The sequence below is a fragment of the Flavobacterium aquiphilum genome (assembly GCF_027111335.1).
In the GTDB taxonomy this organism is placed as follows: Bacteria; Bacteroidota; Bacteroidia; order Flavobacteriales; family Flavobacteriaceae; genus Flavobacterium; species Flavobacterium aquiphilum.
In genome coordinates this window covers 4,096,246-4,113,446 of record NZ_CP114288.1, presented here as the reverse complement: position 1 = coordinate 4,113,446, position 17,201 = coordinate 4,096,246, and the positions used below count along the sequence as shown (strand labels likewise).

The window sequence follows — 17,201 nt, the reverse complement described above, 5'->3', positions numbered from 1 at the left end:
TTTATTTCTTCTCTTTTACTTTAACTTCGGTTGTGGTGGTGTTCATTACGATTGAATCCTCCGGAATCGATTTGGTGACCCATGAGTTTCCGCCAACAATACTGTTTTTGCCTATAACTGTTGTGCCTCCCAATATGGTTGCATTCGCATACAGGCAAACATTTTTTTCAACAGTAGGATGTCTTTTGGAATTCTTCATGTCTTTGCTTACGCTCAACGCTCCCAAAGTCACCCCTTGATATATTTTTACATTTTTTTCAATAACGGTTGTCTCTCCAATTACAATTCCGGTCGCATGATCGATAAAGAAAGGTGATGCGATGGTAGCACCGGCATGTATGTCTGTTCCCGTAATGCGATGCGCATACTCACTCATCAATCTTGAAAAAAGCATCAAATCCAATAAATACAATTCATGGCTCAATCGGTAAATGGCAATGGCATAAAATCCCGGATAGGCAAGATAAATTTCTTCCAAACTATTGGATGCAGGATCATTTTCTAAGATGTATGAAGCATCTTTGTTCAGGTTTTCCAATACAGATGGAAGTTTATGTAAAAACTTATCCCAAGCGCTTTCGCATAAATCCTGATTTTTTTTGCACGCCATAGAAGCTATTTCTTTAAATTGTTTTTCAAGCTCATCGATGCTTTGATCGAGTGGAGCATTGGAATCAAACAAAGTATAAAACAGTTTTTCGGTAAAGGCTTCCGTTTTGGTTTTTATGCTATAATTTATAGAAAAATGACTTTTTGAAGCGCTAATATTTTGTACAATTAGATCTTTGGTCATGATTATGAAATTGAATGTTAGTTTTGAAAGGATAAAAGTAAGGCGTTTTTCAGAAAAAATAACAAGGTTCGACCAAAGAATTAGGTTAATTGCTATTGAAAATGATAGTTTCAAAAAGATATAACAGAAGCGTTGTTTTTTTGAAATTATATCACAGCAATTATAAGTTTTTGATAATTGCCTCAATAATTGATTCCATTACTCGATAACCCTCTTTGTTTGGATGAACACCATCTTCCGAATAAATGGATTTTAATCCTTTTCGTTCATCCACCATAACCGAATAATAGTCAACATAGGTAATGTTATTTGCTTTGGCATATTTTATAATCATTGCATTCAAAGCTTCAATTTTGGCAGCGGGTTCCAATCCTTTTTTCCACGGGTAGTCATAAGCAGGAAGAACAGAGCAAAGAACTACTTTTATAGCATTTGCTTTTGCTAATTCACACATCGAAATAAGGTTTCCTAAAATGGTATGCAGAGTTGTGGGTCCAGTATTTCCGGCAATATCATTGGTTCCAGCCAAAATAATTACAATTTCAGGTTGTAGTTCAATAACATCTTGCCTGAAACGTAAGAGCATCTGCGGAGTTGTTTGCCCGCTAATTCCTCTATTGATGTAATTTTTGTCATTGAAAAAATCGGGATAGACTGTTCCCCAGCTTTCAGTTATGGAGTCACCAAAATAAACAATCCTTTTTTGTCCCGGTGTCTGAGAACCAAGAAGTGTATTTTCGTTTTTGTATTTGTTTAAGTTAGCCCAGTCTTGACCTTTTGCTTTTACTGCCATGATAAGTATCAAAAATAATATTAGGTATTTATAATTTAATTTTCTCATTTAATTGTGGGTATTAAAATATGAAACTAAAGTACTCTATAAAATTTATTTGTTTACTCATAAAAGTTTTAAAAAGGATAACAATCGTTTTTAAATATGTAAATTAGCATGATACTACTGATTTTAAGGTGTTTTGAGACTTCTGTCTTTTAATAATTTTATATTAACAGAATGAACAATAAAAACGTATTCAGGAAAAAAATCGCTCACTTTTGGAAATTATTGGGACCGGGACTCGTAACAGGCGCAAGCGACGATGATCCTTCCGGAATTGCGACTTATTCACAAGCTGGTGCAGCATATGGTCTTACAACTTTATGGACCTCGATTGTTGCTTTTCCTTTGATGGCAGCCATTCAACAAATGTGTGCGAGAATTGGGTTAGTAACCAGTCAGGGCTTAACCGGAACTCTGAAAAAAAGTTACCCAAGACCAGTTTTATATTTGATGCTTTTGTTCAGTTTTCCAGCCATCATTATGAATATCGGTGCCGATATTGCAGGAATGGGAGCTGTAGGGAATTTACTTTTTCCTTCTATTGAAGCCTCATTTTTTTGCGTTTTTTTTACCATTTTGCTTTTGGGACTTATTATCTACCTGCCTTATCAAAAAATTGCATCAGTGCTTAAATATTTGTGCATTGTAATGTTGGTTTACTTTATAGTTCCTTTTTTATACAAACAAAATTTTTGGGTTATTATGAAAGCAACTTTTGTTCCAGTGATTCAATTGGATAAAGATTTTATTGCAATTTTAGTAGGTATTCTGGGAACAACGATTTCGCCTTATCTATTTTTTTGGCAAGCTTCTGTTGAGGTTGAGGAAATGAAGCATAAGAAAAGACATTTGATGGTAAATAAAAAAATTATTCATGAAATGCGGCAAGATGTCGATTTTGGAATGACTTTCTCGGGACTGGTAATGTATTTTATTATTCTGACCACAGGAACGGTTTTGTTTAACGGAGGTATTCATCAAATTGATACAGTTGAACAAGCTGCTCAGGCGTTGAAGCCTTTGGCAGGAAATATGGCCTACCTGCTTTTTGCAATAGGAGTTATAGGGACTGGACTTATTGCGATTCCGGTATTGAGCGGTTCTCTTTCGTATATTTTTAGTGAAACCTTTGGATGGGAGGAAGGATTGGATAAAAAATTCCATGAAGCAAAAGGGTTTTACGTGATTATTGCCTTGTCGTTATTGCTTGGTTTATCTCTTAATTATGTTGGGATTTCACCTGTCAAAGCGCTTATTTATACCGCAATACTGTACGGATTAACAGCACCGGTTTTGATTGCTATTATTTTACATGTTTCCAATAATAAAAAAATTATGGGAGAATTTGTAAATGGATGGCTAACCAATGTTTTAGGATTTATAGCTTTGATCGTAATGACTTTGGCTGCAGGATTGTTGGTTTATTTTCAGTTTTCAGATTAAGCTCTGACTAAAAATCTACCAATTTATAATCTTTGTCAAAGTTCAAAACTTTGACAAAGATTTAAAAAAAAGAAAGATGGATTTAGTTCGAATTCACTTTTGATATTAAAAATTTAAATTCTATAGTTTCTTCTGTGCTTTCAATGCAATTTTCTACGTCATTGATAAAAAGATCAATTTGTTCCTTGGTTACATTGGGCATGCAAATAATATGGGAGATGTCGCCTTCGGTAGCCAATTGCCATTTTGATTTAACCTCTTCGTTAGTTTTTGGAAAAACGACCGTAATTGAATTCGGATTTCTCCATGCTGGAACACCTATTTTTTTTAGTTTCTGTTCACAATATTCGGCTACTTCCAAGCTGTGTTGATAGCGTTTTTTTAAACCTTCAACTCCAAGTTTTTTTAAAGTGTACCATAAAAATAACGGACAATGTCCGTTTCTGGATCCCGTAATGGTTGTGTCCAAAGAACCGATGTATGAAATTCCTTTTGAGATTCGGTCTCTGTTGGAGCGCTTTGTGATGATAACGCCAGTAGGAATAGGAGAGCCTATGAATTTATGACCACTGATTGAGATACTGTCCGCACCATCAGTGAAATCAAAAGGTAATCGAGGTTCCATAAAAGCACCGTAACTGCCAGATAGTGCTGCGTCACAGTGAATATAGCTGTCTTGAATAGCGAGCCCTTTTAGTATATTCCTAATTTTCGAAACGTCGTCTTTGGCTTCTTTCATTGTTGTGCCAAAAGTGGTAAGAACAATGGCTGGTTTATGACGGTTCATTTTTACAGTATTTTCAAAATCGACATAATCTATTTCACCGTTTTCTTGTGAGCGGATAACGATACTCGGAATGTTGAGCAAATGAATGTTTTTACGCACACTGTAATGCGTCGATTCGGAGTAATAAACCATAGCTTTTGGATACAATTCTCTGGCTAGGTACAATCCGTACAAGTTGCTTTCGGAACCGCCATTGGTTACATAACCCCAATAATCTTTCGGGTTGGCGCGGAATAATTTTGCAAAAAAGCCAACGACTTCTCTTTCGAGTTCATGGGTTTGTACTTTGTAAGTGCAGTCCTCAAAGGGATCACCCAAATTATTTATAGGATATTTTAAAAAATGACCGATTTCAGAATAATCAAAATCTTTGGATACCGGATAGCCCAAGAAATTATCTCTGGCGTTTTCGATGTACTGATTCAGTTCGGATAAGCGCTGATTGTCTTGTTCTGAAAGTGATTCTGAGAGGAATGTCATATGGTTAAATTTTACTGTAAATGTAGTTTTAAAGAGTTAATATTCTTTATTTGTAATTAAATTCAAAATATAATTCTAAATTTGAACACGAATAAAGTTTTTTAATATTGAATTTAATGTTTCTTTTTTCTGAAACAATATAATTATTCTGAAATGGATGTGATTGACAAAAAAATATTGATGCTCTTGCAGCAGGATGCAAAACTAAACACTAAAGAAATAGCCGAGAAAGTTGGTTTGTCGGTTTCGCCCACTTTTGAGAGGATTAAAAAACTGGAGCAGAAAAGGTACATCAAGAGTTATGTGGCTTTGCTGGATGCTGAAAAAATAGGAAAATCAATCAGTGTGTATTGTCAGGTGACTTTGGCGGTGCATTCGAGGGAATTGATAGATGGTTTTAAACAGCATATCCTTGTCCTGCCTGAAGTTACGGGCTGTTTTCACGTGTCAGGAAATTATGATTTTTTGTTGAAAGTTGCGGTTAATGACATGAATGAATATCAGAAGTTTGTTATCGATAAATTATCTGTGATCAGAGGGATTTCGAATGTGCAAAGCTCTTTTGTGTTGGAGGAGATTAAAAATGATTTTGCATATAATTTATAAAGTTGGAATTCTTTCAATGATTTCTTTTTGGTACACACCATAAAAAAAAATGATTCGAGAACGGAATCAGATTTTTAATTGGTTATTAGAAAAGGGCAAAATGAATTGTTTAGATTAGAAAAGCAGTTGGTCTATTTTTTTGTCGGCTTTATTTCCGTTACAATTAATTTTATAGTAGTTGTACCAACGTTTTTTGCCATGTGAGTAACGGCAGGCAAATACATTGCGGTTCCAGCTTTGACATCTATTGTGGTTGCAGGTTTACCTTTATCGGTAATCTGAATTTTACCACCTGTCAGGGCGTAAACAGAATGGTTGGGATGGCTGTGCCAGGGGGCAGTTACGCCTGGAGCAAATTCAACTTCTAGGACTCTCACTTTATCATTGTCAAGCAGTACTTTTTTATACACATTGTGAGCAGCTTTCATTGGGTCTTGTGCGTACAAACTGGTGCTTTGGATCAGGAATAATCCGAAAAATAGGGTATTTATTAAAACTGTTTTGATTGTTTTCATAGTCTTTAAAATTAAGTCTAACCTATTGAATTTAATTAACCTACTTTTTTTGGGGAAATGATGGTCTTACTGAAAATATTAATCTATCGAATTTGCAAGGATTGTCTAGTGAGGTTAGGTTTATTTCCAGCAGTTCGTGTTTGTCAATTGTGTTTTAAACAAAGTTTTTAGTTTGTTTAAAACAGTCGCTTTTACCAGACAATTCATTTGATTGTTTTCTGAGAAGTAATTTCTCTTTATTTTGAGGCCTACTAATTTACGAAAAATATGTTTTTGGATTTTAAAAATAGCCTTCTTATTTTAAGAATATGTTTATTTAATTTATTGAAAATAAGATTTTTATGTATTTTATTGCGTTGAAAACTGTGACAGTATTATTAAAAAAAAACCGACTCGCTTTCGCAAATCGGTTAGTTATTGAGAGAGATTTATTTTTTTATTCAAATAACCCTTCGATACTTAAGTAACGTTCTCCTGTGTCATAGCAAAAAGTTAGCACTTTGGAACCTGCCGGGATTTCTTTTACTTTTTTAGCTACCGCAGCTAAAGAAGCTCCTGAGGAAATTCCTAAAAGAATACCTTCCTCTTTGGCGGCTCTTTGGGCGTATTCAAATGCTTCTTCTTTGCTTACCTGAATTGCTCCATCAAGAATTTCAGTGTGTAGATTGGTTGGTATAAAGCCGGCGCCAATCCCTTGAATTGGATGTGGTGAAGGAGCTCCGCCGCTAATCACCGGTGATAATTCTGGTTCTACAGCGAAGACTTTTAGGTTTGGGAAATGTTGTTTAAGCACTTCGGCACAGCCGGTGATGTGTCCGCCGGTTCCAACTCCTGTGATTAAATAATCCAATCCGTTTGGAAAAGCATTAATGATTTCCTGTGCTGTAGTGGTTTTGTGGATTTCGATATTTGCTGGGTTGTCAAACTGAAGCGGTATCCATGAATTTGGAATTTCACTTGCTATCTCTTCTGCTTTTTCAAGGGAACCTTTCATTCCTTTTTCGCGAGGGGTAAGCACAAATTCAGCTCCATAAATGCTCATCAGTCGACGTCTTTCTACAGACATAGAGTCGGGCATTACAAGTATTAGTCGATAACCTTTTACAGCGGCAACCATGGCAAGTCCAATTCCCGTGTTTCCTGATGTAGCTTCGATTATAGTACTTCCTTTTTTCAACAATCCTTTTTGTTCAGCATCTTCAACCATCGATAAAGCAATTCTGTCCTTGATACTGGAGCCTGGATTTGTTTTTTCAAGCTTTATCCAAACATTTGCATCTGGGCCATATAATTTATTGATTTTTACATGTGGTGTGTTCCCGATTGTCTCTAATATGTTATTATGTGTCATTTTTTTCTGTTTTTATATGGTAGTAAATATACTTTACTTTTAAGGATTTGCAAAATGGAATGAAAGGTAATCTATTATTCTTTTTTATTATTCCCAATAAATATTTTTGATATGTTTTGTGTATCGATATTTGGGACAAGGCGATATTTAAAAGCAAAACCCCTATTTGAAAGCTCAAATCGGGGTTTCTATTATATGATTTTAAATGAAGTTACTTTGTTTTAAAACAAATCAGATTTTAAAACAGCTCCGCTACTGGCATTGGTAACCAAGCTTCGGTATTGTCCTAACCATCTTGAATTCAATTCTTTTTTCAAAGGAACAAATTCGGCTCTTCTTTTTGCAATTTCTTCATCAGTTAAATTCACTGACAAAATATATTTATCCACGTCAATGTGAATTTCGTCACCATCTTTAACTAATCCAATCATACCACCTTCAGCAGCTTCTGGACTTACGTGACCAATAGAAGCTCCTCTTGTTGCTCCACTAAATCTACCATCTGTGATTAATGCTACTTTGGCTCCCAAGCCCATTCCCATAATCAATGAAGTAGGTGCCAACATTTCTTGCATTCCCGGACCACCTTTTGGACCTTCATATCGAATAACAACAACATTACCAGCTTTTACTTTACCGCTTGTAATTCCTTCAATAGCTTCCGGCTGACCGTCAAAACATACAGCAGTTCCGGTGAAAACTCGGTCTCCCGTGATTCCGGCAGTTTTGATTACCGCACCTTGCTCAGCCAAATTTCCGTATAACACAGCCAAACCACCTACTTGTGAATATGGGTTGTCAATCGTGTGAATAATATTGGTGTCTTTTATATAAGCATCCTTAATTTTTTCATATACGGTTTCACCGCTTATGGTAAGGTTTTCTAGTAAAATGTCGTCTCCTCTTTTGGTCATTTCTTTCATTACGGCATTTACACCACCAGCCTTGTTGATGTCTTCCATGTGAACGGTTGATAAGCTTGGAGAAATTTTGGCGATATGCGATACTTTTTTAGAAATACTATTGATGTTTTCGAGATTGAAGTCTACATTAGCTTCTTTGGCGATAGCCAACATGTGTAAAACAGTATTTGAACTTCCACCCATTGCCATATCAACAGCAAATGCATTTTTTATCGCATTTTCATTTAAGATGTTTCTAAGTTTGAATTTCTCGGTTAATGCTTTGTCTTTGGCAATTTCGCAAATTCTTCTGGCAGCACTTCTGTAAAGTTCTTCACGTTCTTTTGTCAGTGCTAAGATAGTTCCGTTTCCAGGTAATGCAATTCCCATAGCTTCCATAAGTGTATTCATGGAATTGGCGGTAAACATTCCTGAGCAGCTGCCGCCACTTGGGCAAGCATTGCACTCAATATCTTTCAGTTCTTCTTCATTTATTTGACCAGTTTCGAATTTTCCAACGGCTTCAAAAGCAGTAGCAAGGTCAATTGGAACACCATCTTTGGTATGTCCTTTTTTCATTGGTCCACCACTTACGAATATAGTTGGAACATCTACTCGTAAAGCACCCATTATCATTCCAGGAACAATTTTGTCGCAGTTTGGAACAGCTATCATAGCATCTAATTTGTGTGCGTTCATAACCGTTTCGATAGAGTTGGCGATAAGCTCTCTTGAAGGAAGTGAAAAAAGCATACCGTCATGTCCCATGGCAATACCATCATCCACACCGATAGTGTTGAATTCAAACGGAACGCATCCATTTGCTTTGATTTCTTCTTTTATGATTCTAGATACTCTGTCTAAAAAAAAGTGACCCGGAATAATTTCTATAAATGAATTGGCAACGCCAATAAATGGTTTGTCAAAATCTTCGTCAACTAATCCTGTTGCTCTAAATAATGATCTGTGGGGAGCTCTTTGGTACCCTTTTTTTACTTCATCACTTCTCATGCTAAATTTTATATTTTAAATTGGCTTAATTATATTTTTTTAAAAGACAGTTGGTCTTTAATTTTTTTTTTGCAAAAATACGTATAATCGCTCGGGGATAAAATAATAATTGGGCTCCGGGGTCTGAATTGCTAAAAAAGCATTTTTTCAAAAGTGTGGGCTTATTTTTAAAAAGAATCAAAAAAAAATCCGCTTTGTTTTCACAAAAACGGATTTTAATTGTTTTTTATTAATGCAAATAATCATGTAGAGGCGCATTGTAGTGTGTCTCTACATGTTATAATATTACAAGTGGATCACTTCACCGTATGCATCAGCAACGGCTTCCATAACAGCTTCACTCATTGTTGGGTGAGGGTGGATTGCTTTAAGGATTTCATGTCCTGTAGTTTCCAGTTTACGTGCTACAACTGCCTCGGCAATCATATCAGTAACTCCAGCTCCAATCATGTGGCATCCTAACCATTCTCCGTATTTAGCATCAAAAATTACTTTTACGAAACCGTCAGCAGCTCCTGCAGCTTTAGCTTTTCCTGAAGCAGAGAATGGGAATTTACCAATTTTTAATTCGTATCCTTTTTCTTTTGCTTGTTTTTCAGTTAATCCAACAGAAGCGATTTCTGGTGTTGCATACGTACATCCGGGAACGTTTCCGTAATCGATTGGTTCAACGTGCATACCAGCAATTTTTTCAACGCAGTTAATACCTTCAGCAGAAGCTACGTGAGCCAATGCTTGTCCAGGAGTTACGTCACCAATTGCATAGTAACCTGGGATGTTAGTTGCGTTGTAAGCGTTAACTAAGATTTTATCTCTGTCAACAGCAATACCTACTTCTTCCAATCCGATGTTTTCGATGTTAGTTTTGATTCCAACAGCAGACAATAAGATATCAGCTTCAAGAACTTCTTCGCCTTTTGCAGTTTTAACATACGCTTTAACTCCAGCTCCAGAAGTATCAATACGCTCTACTGAAGAGTTTGTCATAATTTTGATACCCGCTTTTTTCAAAGAACGCTCAAATTGTTTAGAGATATCTTCGTCTTCAACAGGAACTACGTTTGGCATAAATTCAACGATAGTTACATCAGTTCCCATAGAGTTATAGAAATGTGCAAATTCAACTCCAATTGCTCCAGAACCTACTACAATCATAGACTTTGGCTGTGTTGGTAAAGTCATCGCCTGACGGTATCCAATTACTTTTACACCATCTTGTGGTAAGTTTGGTAACTCACGAGAACGAGCTCCAGTAGCAATGATAATGTGGTCAGCACTGTATTCAGTAACTTTTCCGTCTTTATCAGTAACGTCAAGTTTTTTACCTGGTTTCAATTTTCCAAAACCATCAATAACGTCAATTTTATTTTTTTTCATCAAGAATTGAACTCCTTTGCTCATTCCTTCAGCAACACTACGGCTACGTTGTACAACAGCCGAAAAATCTTTATCAAATTCATTTACAGTTAGTCCGTAATCTGAAGCATGTTTCAAATAATCAAAAACCTGAGCTGATTTTAGTAACGCTTTTGTTGGAATACAACCCCAATTTAAACAGATACCGCCAAGGTTTTCTTTTTCAACTACAGCAACTTTAAATCCTAATTGAGAGGCTCTAATTGCTGTAACATATCCTCCAGGACCACTTCCTAAAACTATAATATCGTATTTCATTTTAAATTTTTTTTATTTGTTTTTAATGATAAAATGCAGTCGCTAACGCTCGTGTCATTTCTTTAATTTTTATTTAAATTACTGTAAAAATGAATTTGTAAAACCCATTGCTGTTATTCGTTATTAATGTAATAAATTGAGATTGCGAATTTAAGGATTTATTTAATTATTGTGAAAATTAGTGCTACAAAGTTTTTCTACATTTTGTTATAAAAAAGTGTTCTCTTAATTGTTTTTTAGGAGCACGACATTTGTGTTTTTAGCAAGTTTTCTCCCGCTATTCGTTACAATCTTTTTATCTCGTCCCAAAAGACGAGATAAAAAGGATTTTCACTGCTATCGGGGCTATAATTCAACTTTTTGTTTTCTTAGCAAGTTTAGTCTTTGCGTCTCTGTGTCTTTGTGGAAAAAAATAAATCTTGCAAAGACACAAAGCAATTTTAGAATACTATCAATTGTTAGGAAGAAAAAGTATCCGAATTGGAATTGCTGAACTGCGAATCATATAGATTTTTATAATATCCTTTTTCTTGGTTTATTAATTCCTGATGTGTTCCTTGTTCAACAATAAGACCTTTGTCCATAACGACAATTTTATCAGCATTGACAATGGTTGCCAATCGGTGGGCGATAACAATCGATGTCCTTCCTTTGGTAATGGTTTCGGTGGCGCGCTGAATCAATTCCTCCGAATATGTATCGATAGATGAAGTCGCTTCATCCAGAATAAGAATACTTGGATTACTGACATATGCTCTCAAAAATGCAATCAATTGACGTTGTCCAGAGGAAAGCATTACACCGCGTTCTTTTACATCAAAATCATAATTGTCAGGTAAACTCATAATGAAATCATGGACGCCGATTTTCTTGGCCGCTTCAAAAACCTGTTCTCTTGTAATTTCAGGATTATTGAGCGTAATATTGTTGTAGATGGTATCGGCAAAAAGAAATACATCCTGTAAGACCACTGCAATTTGTTTACGCAACGAACTCAAGGTGTAGTTCTCAATATTGTGGTTATCAATAAAAATGGAACCGCTGTTAATTTCGTAGAAACGGTTCAATAAATTAATGATAGTTGATTTTCCGGCTCCGGTAGAACCCACGATAGCAATGGTCTGACTTGCTTTTACTTCAAGATTGATTCCTTTTATTACTTCTTCGTTTGGAATATAGCCAAAATGTACATCCTCAAAGCGAATGTCTCCGTCAAATAACGGAGCTTCAATTGTTCCGGTATCCTGTATTTGGTCTTGTGTATCCAAGATGTCAAAAACACGGTTGGCAGCAATCATTCCCAGTTGCATCTCATTGAATTTATCTGCTATTTGCCGCAACGGGTTAAACAACATACTGATAAACATCGTGTATGAAAATAAATCCCCGAAAGTGGTTGAATTGTCTCCGTGCAAAATATTGAACCCTCCGTACAAAACGACAAAACCGAGTGTTAACGACGAAATAATATCGGCAATGGGGAAGAAAATAGAGTTGTACAAAATGGTTTTTATCCAAGCTCTGTTGTGTTTGTCGTTGATGATTCTGAATTTTTCGGCTTCAATGTCTTCGCGGTGAAATAGTTGTACGATTTTCATTCCCGTTACTCTTTCCTGAACAAAAGAATTCATGTTGGCTATTTGAGTTCGCACTTCTTCAAAGGCAACCTGCATCTTTTTTTGGAAAATACGGGTGATGAAAACCAAGATTGGCATGGCAACAATCACAATCCAGGTTAGTTTCCAGTTCATATAGAACATGAAAAGAAGGACTACGAGCATTTTCATCATATCACTTATAATCATAAATAATCCTTGACTGAAAATACGGGCAATTGCTTCAATGTCCGATACCGATCGGGTTACGAGTTGTCCCACGGGTACCAAGTCGAAATATTTCATTCTGAAACTCAGTATGTGTTTGAACAGTTTTACCCGAATATCTTTTACAATATCCTGTCCAAGCCAATTGGCCCAATACACAAAGAAAAATTGGGACAGAACCTCAAGTATCAGTACAATTCCCATCAAGCTGATGTAAACCAATAAACCGTTCTGGTCTTTTGGTTGTATGTAGCTGTCAACAGTTTGTTTCAGTAAATAGGGGCGAAGTGCCGCAAAAATGGACAGCGACACGGCGAAAATAATCACGCCGTTAAAACGCCATTGGTAGGGCTTTGTGTATGTTAATATTCTCTTGAATAATCGGGTATCAAATGCTTTTGCTTTCATTTATTGTTTTTAGGATTTTATCCTGATGTTTTTATCAATTTCAATTTCAAAACCTAAATCTCCATCTGTCTTGAATTTTGTCTCTTTTTTCTATGTTCTATATTCTTTTCTCTTTGTCTATAAATAATCGTATTCGATTTTGGTCAAATATAAACCATGCGCCGGAACCGAAAATCCGGCTTTTTCTCTGTTTTTACTTTTGATGATTGTTTCTAAATCATCTAAAGTGATTTTGTGCAAGCCAATGTTGATTAAGGTTCCTACGATGGAGCGAACCATATTCCGTAAAAAACGATTGGCCGAAATAGTGAAAATTAGTTTTCCGTTTTCCTTTATCCAATAAGCTTCAAAAATTTCGCAATCAAAAGTATTTACATCGGTGTTCACTTTGGAGAAACATTGAAAATCGGTATGTTTTAACAGTGATTTTGCTGCTTCGTTCATTAAATCCAAATCCAATTTTTGATGGAAATACCAACTTTGCTCCTGAAGAAATGCGTTTTTAAAAGTATTGATGTGGTATTCGTATGTTCTTTTTGTGGCATCAAAACGGGTATGCGCTTCATCCGAAACTTCGAAAATATCGTATATCACAATGTCTTTTGGTAAAAAAGAATTGAGTTTGTGGATTGTACTTGGAATGTCAAACGTTTTATCCAAATCAAAATGAGCATACATTTCTCTAGCATGAACTCCGGTGTCCGTTCTTCCCGCGCCCATGAGATTAATTGGAGAGCTAAGAATAATCGAAAATGCTTTGTTCATAGTTTCCTGAACAGAGGGAGCGTTTGGCTGGATTTGCCAACCATTATAGAGGGTTCCGTTGTATGCTAGTTTTATAAAATATCTCAAGGTCGAATTGTAGATTTTTAGATTTCAGAATTCATTTTTTGAATCTGGTGTTGCAAATTTACAAAGAATGTGTCTTGTCTGGATGTTTTTTATTTAAAAGCAGAATGTCTATTTTTGCTGATTACCTCTAGCCCCGATAGTAGTGGAAATCCTTGTAAACCGGGGTTCGGTTTGCAAGATTGTAACGGATAGCGGGAAATAGCTCCAAAAAAATATGAAAAAAATTCTTCTCCTTTCGGATACACATAGCCATATTGATGATACGATTTTAAAATACGTTGCACAGGCCGATGAGGTTTGGCATGCGGGCGATATTGGCGATTTAATAGTTACCGATACTATAAAAAAGCTGAAACCGCTGCGTTGTGTGTATGGTAATATTGATAATGCCCAAGCACGTTTGGAGTTTCCGTTGCACAATCGTTTTTTTTGCGAAGGTGTTGATGTTTGGATTACCCATATTGGCGGTTATCCGGGAAAATACAATCCGGCTTTGAAGGCCGAAATGGAAACGAATCCACCGAAATTGTTTATATGCGGACATTCGCATATTTTAAAAGTGATTTTTGATAAAAAGAATAATCTGTTGCACATGAATCCGGGTGCAGCCGGAAAAAGCGGTTTTCATCAGGTGCGGACGATGCTTCGTTTTGTGATTGATGGCGAGGTGATAAAAAACCTTGAAATTATTGAGATTGACAAAAAAGTTTAGAAGTTAATAAGCAATAGGGATTATTAGGCTTATCGAAGTTCCTCTGTTCAGTACGGAATTGATGCTGAATTCTCCTTTCATGTTGTTGATTCGGGCACGGATTTGGTTAATACCGAATCCTTCGTTAGTTTCCAGTTTGTTGTCTATGAAGCCTTTTCCGTCATCGCTAACATCTATAGATAATATGTTTTCTATTTCATTAATCATAATATTGGCAGAATTTGCATCACTGTGTTTTATGATATTGTTTAGCAATTCGGCAATGATGAAATAGAGTTTCATTTCAAAATCCTCGTTGTACCTTTTTTTGATTGCGATGTTTGAGTTGAAGGCAATATTAATTTTAGAGTTTGATGTTTTTTCGCAAAGGTCTTCCAATGCATAAAGTAGTCCAAATCGAACCAATAGAGTAGGCATCAGTTCGTGTGAAAGGTTTCGGATTTGGTTGTGAGCTTCTTCAAGTATTTCTTTTGTTTTGTTGATTTCTTGGGGTTGAGCTTTATTGATCGAAGTATAAACATTTAGATGCAAGCCAGCAGATGAAAGCAAGGAACTAATGTTGTCATGCAGAAACGAAGCGATTTTTTTTCGCTCTAATTCCTGTCCATTAATAGAGGCATTGATGATGTTTTCTTGGATTCGGCTTTGAATATCTTTGAGCCTGTTTTTTTGTTTCAAACGAATGTTTTGAACGAAAAAGTAGAAGAAAATAATTATGCAGATTAAGAGAAAAAGTACGATAATAGCGATTTTCTTGTTCCTGGATTGCTCTTCGATGAGTTTGTTTTGTTTTAGTTTATAATTTGTTTCAATCTTGTCAATTTCCCTTTTATAGTGGTCAATTTCGAGATTGACACCTATAACATTGGCTTTGACTAATTTTTCTTCAATATTCAGTTCGTTTGTGATTTTGTAGTATGAAATCAGGCTGTTGTAGGCTTTTTGCGGTTGATTGATTTTGTTTAAGAATTTTGAATATTCTAGATAAGTGAAGGATAGATCGGATTTTTCATTTCCAACAGTTCCAAATACAATAGCTTTTTCAAAAGAATCCTTAGCTTTCTTTATGTTATTGATTGAGCTGTAGTACATGCCGTTAAGCATATTTAAAGCCACAATTGTAGATTCCCCGCCATCAATGGATTGATATTTATTGATGTATTCCAAATAAGGAAAACCTTCTTTGAACTTTTCGATGTCAAAATAGGCCCAGGTAATATTGAGTTTTGTGAGGAATATTTGTTTTCTGTCCAGAACTTTTTGACTGTGTTCTAATGATTTTTTGTAGTAATATATTCCTTTGTTGTATTGTCTTTTGTCAAAACAATAAATGTTGCCTAAGTTGTTGTAGTATTTGTTTTTTAGGGTGTTGTTATTTGTTTTTTTGACGTAGTAAAGTCCTAAATTATAATAATGTAATGCTTTTAAAGGCTCAGTTAGTTCGTCAAAATTTGAAGCGATGACTAAGTAAGAATTGGCAATTAAATCGTTGCTTTTGTTTTTGATTGAATGTTCTAATGCGACTCTAGATTTCAATAGTGATTTTTCATAATCACCTGTTATTCTGTTTGTTCTTGCATCTTTTAGGAGGTTGATGATCTCACTTTGCGAAAGTGTTTTCTTTTGCGCAAATGAGTTTTGGCTAAAATTGATTAGAAACAGAAAAAACAATAATAGTCGAAACGTAGTTTTGTGCATAAGCGATTGGGACAATTGGTAATAATGGTGAGTGTGTTTGGGATATTTAGATTATGATATGATCAAATGATTATTCATGGCATATTTAACAATACCAATAGTGTTTTTAGCTTTTAATTTTTTCATAATGTTTTTTCTGTGAGTTTCAACAGTATTGGTGCTAATAAAAAGCTGCTCACTTATTTCTTTACCGCTGTATTCCAAAGCAATCAATATGATGATTTCTATTTCGCGTTCAGTCAATAAGGGATTTATATTAGGTTTATAAGTGTTTAGTTTTGGATTGTTTTTGGTTGCATTACTGAAGATTTTCTCTCTAATCGATTCGCAAAAATATTCCTCACCATTAGCAACAGCATATACTGCTTCAATGATATTGTTGCCAGCGGATTGTTTGGTCAGATATCCGCTAACGCCCAGATCCATTATTTCTTTAATTAGTTTTAAATCATCATAACTGGAAAGTATGATTACTTTGCAGGGAAAGCCTTTTTCGGCAAATTCTTTAACAACTTCAATTCCGTCTTTCTCAGGCATACTGATGTCTAATACGAGAATATCGGCATTGTTTTTTTTAACATCCTCAAAAATAGTTTTCCCGTTGAGTGAAAAACCAACAACTTCAAAATTGGATATTGTATTAAGCAGAGTTTGGATTCCGTGGATAATTAACTGATGATCATCTGCAAGATGGATTCTTATATTCTGTGTCATATTATGAATTACTGTATCCAAATTTATGAAAAAAAGGAACTTAATATATGCTATTTGTTTAAATAAATAAAATTATTTTTTTAAATAAAAAAACCCGAACAGTTACGTTCGGGATTTCTTCGCACATTAATAAATTAAATTTTATAGGGCTATCTCAATCGATCCACAGATTTTACAAGATCTTCATCCTTCTTGATCCCTTTATTAGCTAAAACTAATAAAACGATTGTCAAGATAGGTAGGAACATCCCAATACCTTTCTCAGAAACAACAGGTGCTTCTCCAGATAAATTTAGTGAATGATAAACAAACAATCCTAATAAAATCAAATTTAATACGATATTCAATCTGTTGGCAACAAATTGAGTTTGTCTTTTTTTATATGAAATTATACTGTAAATGGTTACGGCTGCACTAAGTCCAAACAATATTACATAAAATTGATTTTGCATGAAATAATAATCTTTGCCATCACTCAAAGTCCAAAGTGGGAAAACAAATGGTAAAATACCTACCATCAAAAAGGCAAGAAATAAATATATAGTTTGAATACGTTGTATCATATCTTTGTATTGTCGTACAAAAATATATTTT

General features: G+C 35.2%; 15 protein-coding genes. 3 read left to right on the top strand and 12 right to left on the bottom strand.

Annotated features, from left to right (window positions below; translation table 11 throughout):
- Nucleotide 1 precedes the first annotated feature (1 nt).
- Complete coding sequence (epsC, locus tag OZP12_RS16580; protein WP_281226167.1) at nt 2-793, bottom strand: serine O-acetyltransferase EpsC; 792 nt, start codon at nt 791-793, stop codon at nt 2-4.
- Nucleotides 794-953: 160 nt separating this feature from the next.
- A complete protein-coding gene (locus tag OZP12_RS16575) occupies nt 954-1,634 on the bottom strand; it encodes an SGNH/GDSL hydrolase family protein (RefSeq protein ID WP_281226165.1) in 681 nt (226 codons plus the stop codon).
- 171 nt (nt 1,635-1,805) lie between these two features.
- On the opposite strand from OZP12_RS16575, the gene OZP12_RS16570 reads away from it, so the two are divergent.
- Entirely contained in the window at nt 1,806-3,074 is a 1,269-nt protein-coding gene (locus tag OZP12_RS16570) for an NRAMP family divalent metal transporter (protein WP_281226163.1), read from the top strand.
- An 82-nt stretch (nt 3,075-3,156) separates the two neighbouring features.
- On the opposite strand, the gene OZP12_RS16565 is transcribed toward OZP12_RS16570, so the two are convergent.
- Nucleotides 3,157-4,341, bottom strand: coding sequence for a histidine decarboxylase (locus OZP12_RS16565; protein ID WP_281226161.1), 1,185 nt, complete (start codon nt 4,339-4,341; stop codon nt 3,157-3,159).
- Nucleotides 4,342-4,494: 153 nt separating this feature from the next.
- On the opposite strand from OZP12_RS16565, the gene OZP12_RS16560 reads away from it, so the two are divergent.
- Nucleotides 4,495-4,947 carry an Lrp/AsnC family transcriptional regulator gene (locus OZP12_RS16560; protein WP_281226160.1) on the top strand — a complete coding sequence of 151 codons (453 nt, stop codon included), beginning with the start codon at nt 4,495-4,497 and terminating at the stop codon, nt 4,945-4,947.
- Between the two features lie 131 nt (nt 4,948-5,078).
- On the opposite strand, the gene OZP12_RS16555 is transcribed toward OZP12_RS16560, so the two are convergent.
- The 6 genes from OZP12_RS16555 to truA all read right to left on the bottom strand — a co-directional run bounded on the left by OZP12_RS16555 (nt 5,079) and on the right by truA (nt 13,483).
- Complete coding sequence (locus OZP12_RS16555) at nt 5,079-5,462, bottom strand: cupin domain-containing protein (RefSeq protein WP_281226159.1); 384 nt, start codon at nt 5,460-5,462, stop codon at nt 5,079-5,081.
- A 436-nt stretch (nt 5,463-5,898) separates the two neighbouring features.
- Nucleotides 5,899-6,813, bottom strand: coding sequence for a cysteine synthase A (gene cysK, locus OZP12_RS16550; protein WP_281226158.1), 915 nt, complete (start codon nt 6,811-6,813; stop codon nt 5,899-5,901).
- Between the two features lie 221 nt (nt 6,814-7,034).
- Nucleotides 7,035-8,726, bottom strand: coding sequence for a dihydroxy-acid dehydratase (gene ilvD / locus OZP12_RS16545; protein WP_281226157.1), 1,692 nt, complete (start codon nt 8,724-8,726; stop codon nt 7,035-7,037).
- Between the two features lie 285 nt (nt 8,727-9,011).
- Nucleotides 9,012-10,400, bottom strand: coding sequence for a dihydrolipoyl dehydrogenase (gene lpdA, locus OZP12_RS16540; RefSeq protein ID WP_281226155.1), 1,389 nt, complete (start codon nt 10,398-10,400; stop codon nt 9,012-9,014).
- A 458-nt stretch (nt 10,401-10,858) separates the two neighbouring features.
- Nucleotides 10,859-12,631 (bottom strand): ABC transporter ATP-binding protein, encoded by a 1,773-nt coding sequence (locus OZP12_RS16535; RefSeq protein ID WP_281226154.1) that lies wholly within the window; start codon nt 12,629-12,631, stop codon nt 10,859-10,861.
- Between the two features lie 117 nt (nt 12,632-12,748).
- On the bottom strand, nt 12,749-13,483 hold the full coding sequence (gene truA / locus OZP12_RS16530; RefSeq protein WP_281226153.1) for a tRNA pseudouridine(38-40) synthase TruA: 735 nt from the start codon (nt 13,481-13,483) through the stop codon (nt 12,749-12,751).
- Between the two features lie 214 nt (nt 13,484-13,697).
- Here truA and OZP12_RS16525 point away from each other — a divergent pair, with 214 nt between their 5' ends.
- Nucleotides 13,698-14,195 carry a metallophosphoesterase family protein gene (locus tag OZP12_RS16525; RefSeq protein WP_281226151.1) on the top strand — a complete coding sequence of 166 codons (498 nt, stop codon included), beginning with the start codon at nt 13,698-13,700 and terminating at the stop codon, nt 14,193-14,195.
- A 3-nt stretch (nt 14,196-14,198) separates the two neighbouring features.
- On the opposite strand, the gene OZP12_RS16520 is transcribed toward OZP12_RS16525, so the two are convergent.
- From OZP12_RS16520 to OZP12_RS16510, 3 genes are all read right to left on the bottom strand, one after another.
- Nucleotides 14,199-15,893 carry a tetratricopeptide repeat-containing sensor histidine kinase gene (locus tag OZP12_RS16520; RefSeq protein ID WP_281226149.1) on the bottom strand — a complete coding sequence of 565 codons (1,695 nt, stop codon included), beginning with the start codon at nt 15,891-15,893 and terminating at the stop codon, nt 14,199-14,201.
- Nucleotides 15,894-15,944: 51 nt separating this feature from the next.
- Nucleotides 15,945-16,607, bottom strand: a complete 663-nt coding sequence (locus tag OZP12_RS16515) for a response regulator transcription factor (protein ID WP_281226147.1) — start codon at nt 16,605-16,607, stop codon at nt 15,945-15,947.
- Between the two features lie 149 nt (nt 16,608-16,756).
- Entirely contained in the window at nt 16,757-17,170 is a 414-nt protein-coding gene (locus tag OZP12_RS16510) for a DUF4293 domain-containing protein (RefSeq protein WP_281226146.1), read from the bottom strand.
- Nucleotides 17,171-17,201: the final 31 nt, after the last annotated feature.

What these genes read in the sequence shown, in the direction of transcription:
- epsC (WP_281226167.1), bottom strand. Translation starts at nt 793, where the DNA reads ATGACCAAAGATCTAATTGTACAAAATATTAGCGCTTCAAAAAGTCAT.
- OZP12_RS16575 (WP_281226165.1), bottom strand. Translation starts at nt 1,634, where the DNA reads ATGAGAAAATTAAATTATAAATACCTAATATTATTTTTGATACTTATC.
- OZP12_RS16570 (WP_281226163.1), top strand. Translation starts at nt 1,806, where the DNA reads ATGAACAATAAAAACGTATTCAGGAAAAAAATCGCTCACTTTTGGAAA.
- OZP12_RS16565 (WP_281226161.1), bottom strand. Translation starts at nt 4,341, where the DNA reads ATGACATTCCTCTCAGAATCACTTTCAGAACAAGACAATCAGCGCTTA.
- OZP12_RS16560 (WP_281226160.1), top strand. Translation starts at nt 4,495, where the DNA reads ATGGATGTGATTGACAAAAAAATATTGATGCTCTTGCAGCAGGATGCA.
- OZP12_RS16555 (WP_281226159.1), bottom strand. Translation starts at nt 5,462, where the DNA reads ATGAAAACAATCAAAACAGTTTTAATAAATACCCTATTTTTCGGATTA.
- cysK (WP_281226158.1), bottom strand. Translation starts at nt 6,813, where the DNA reads ATGACACATAATAACATATTAGAGACAATCGGGAACACACCACATGTA.
- ilvD (WP_281226157.1), bottom strand. Translation starts at nt 8,726, where the DNA reads ATGAGAAGTGATGAAGTAAAAAAAGGGTACCAAAGAGCTCCCCACAGA.
- lpdA (WP_281226155.1), bottom strand. Translation starts at nt 10,400, where the DNA reads ATGAAATACGATATTATAGTTTTAGGAAGTGGTCCTGGAGGATATGTT.
- OZP12_RS16535 (WP_281226154.1), bottom strand. Translation starts at nt 12,631, where the DNA reads ATGAAAGCAAAAGCATTTGATACCCGATTATTCAAGAGAATATTAACA.
- OZP12_RS16525 (WP_281226151.1), top strand. Translation starts at nt 13,698, where the DNA reads ATGAAAAAAATTCTTCTCCTTTCGGATACACATAGCCATATTGATGAT.
- OZP12_RS16520 (WP_281226149.1), bottom strand. Translation starts at nt 15,893, where the DNA reads ATGCACAAAACTACGTTTCGACTATTATTGTTTTTTCTGTTTCTAATC.
- OZP12_RS16515 (WP_281226147.1), bottom strand. Translation starts at nt 16,607, where the DNA reads ATGACACAGAATATAAGAATCCATCTTGCAGATGATCATCAGTTAATT.
- OZP12_RS16510 (WP_281226146.1), bottom strand. Translation starts at nt 17,170, where the DNA reads ATGATACAACGTATTCAAACTATATATTTATTTCTTGCCTTTTTGATG.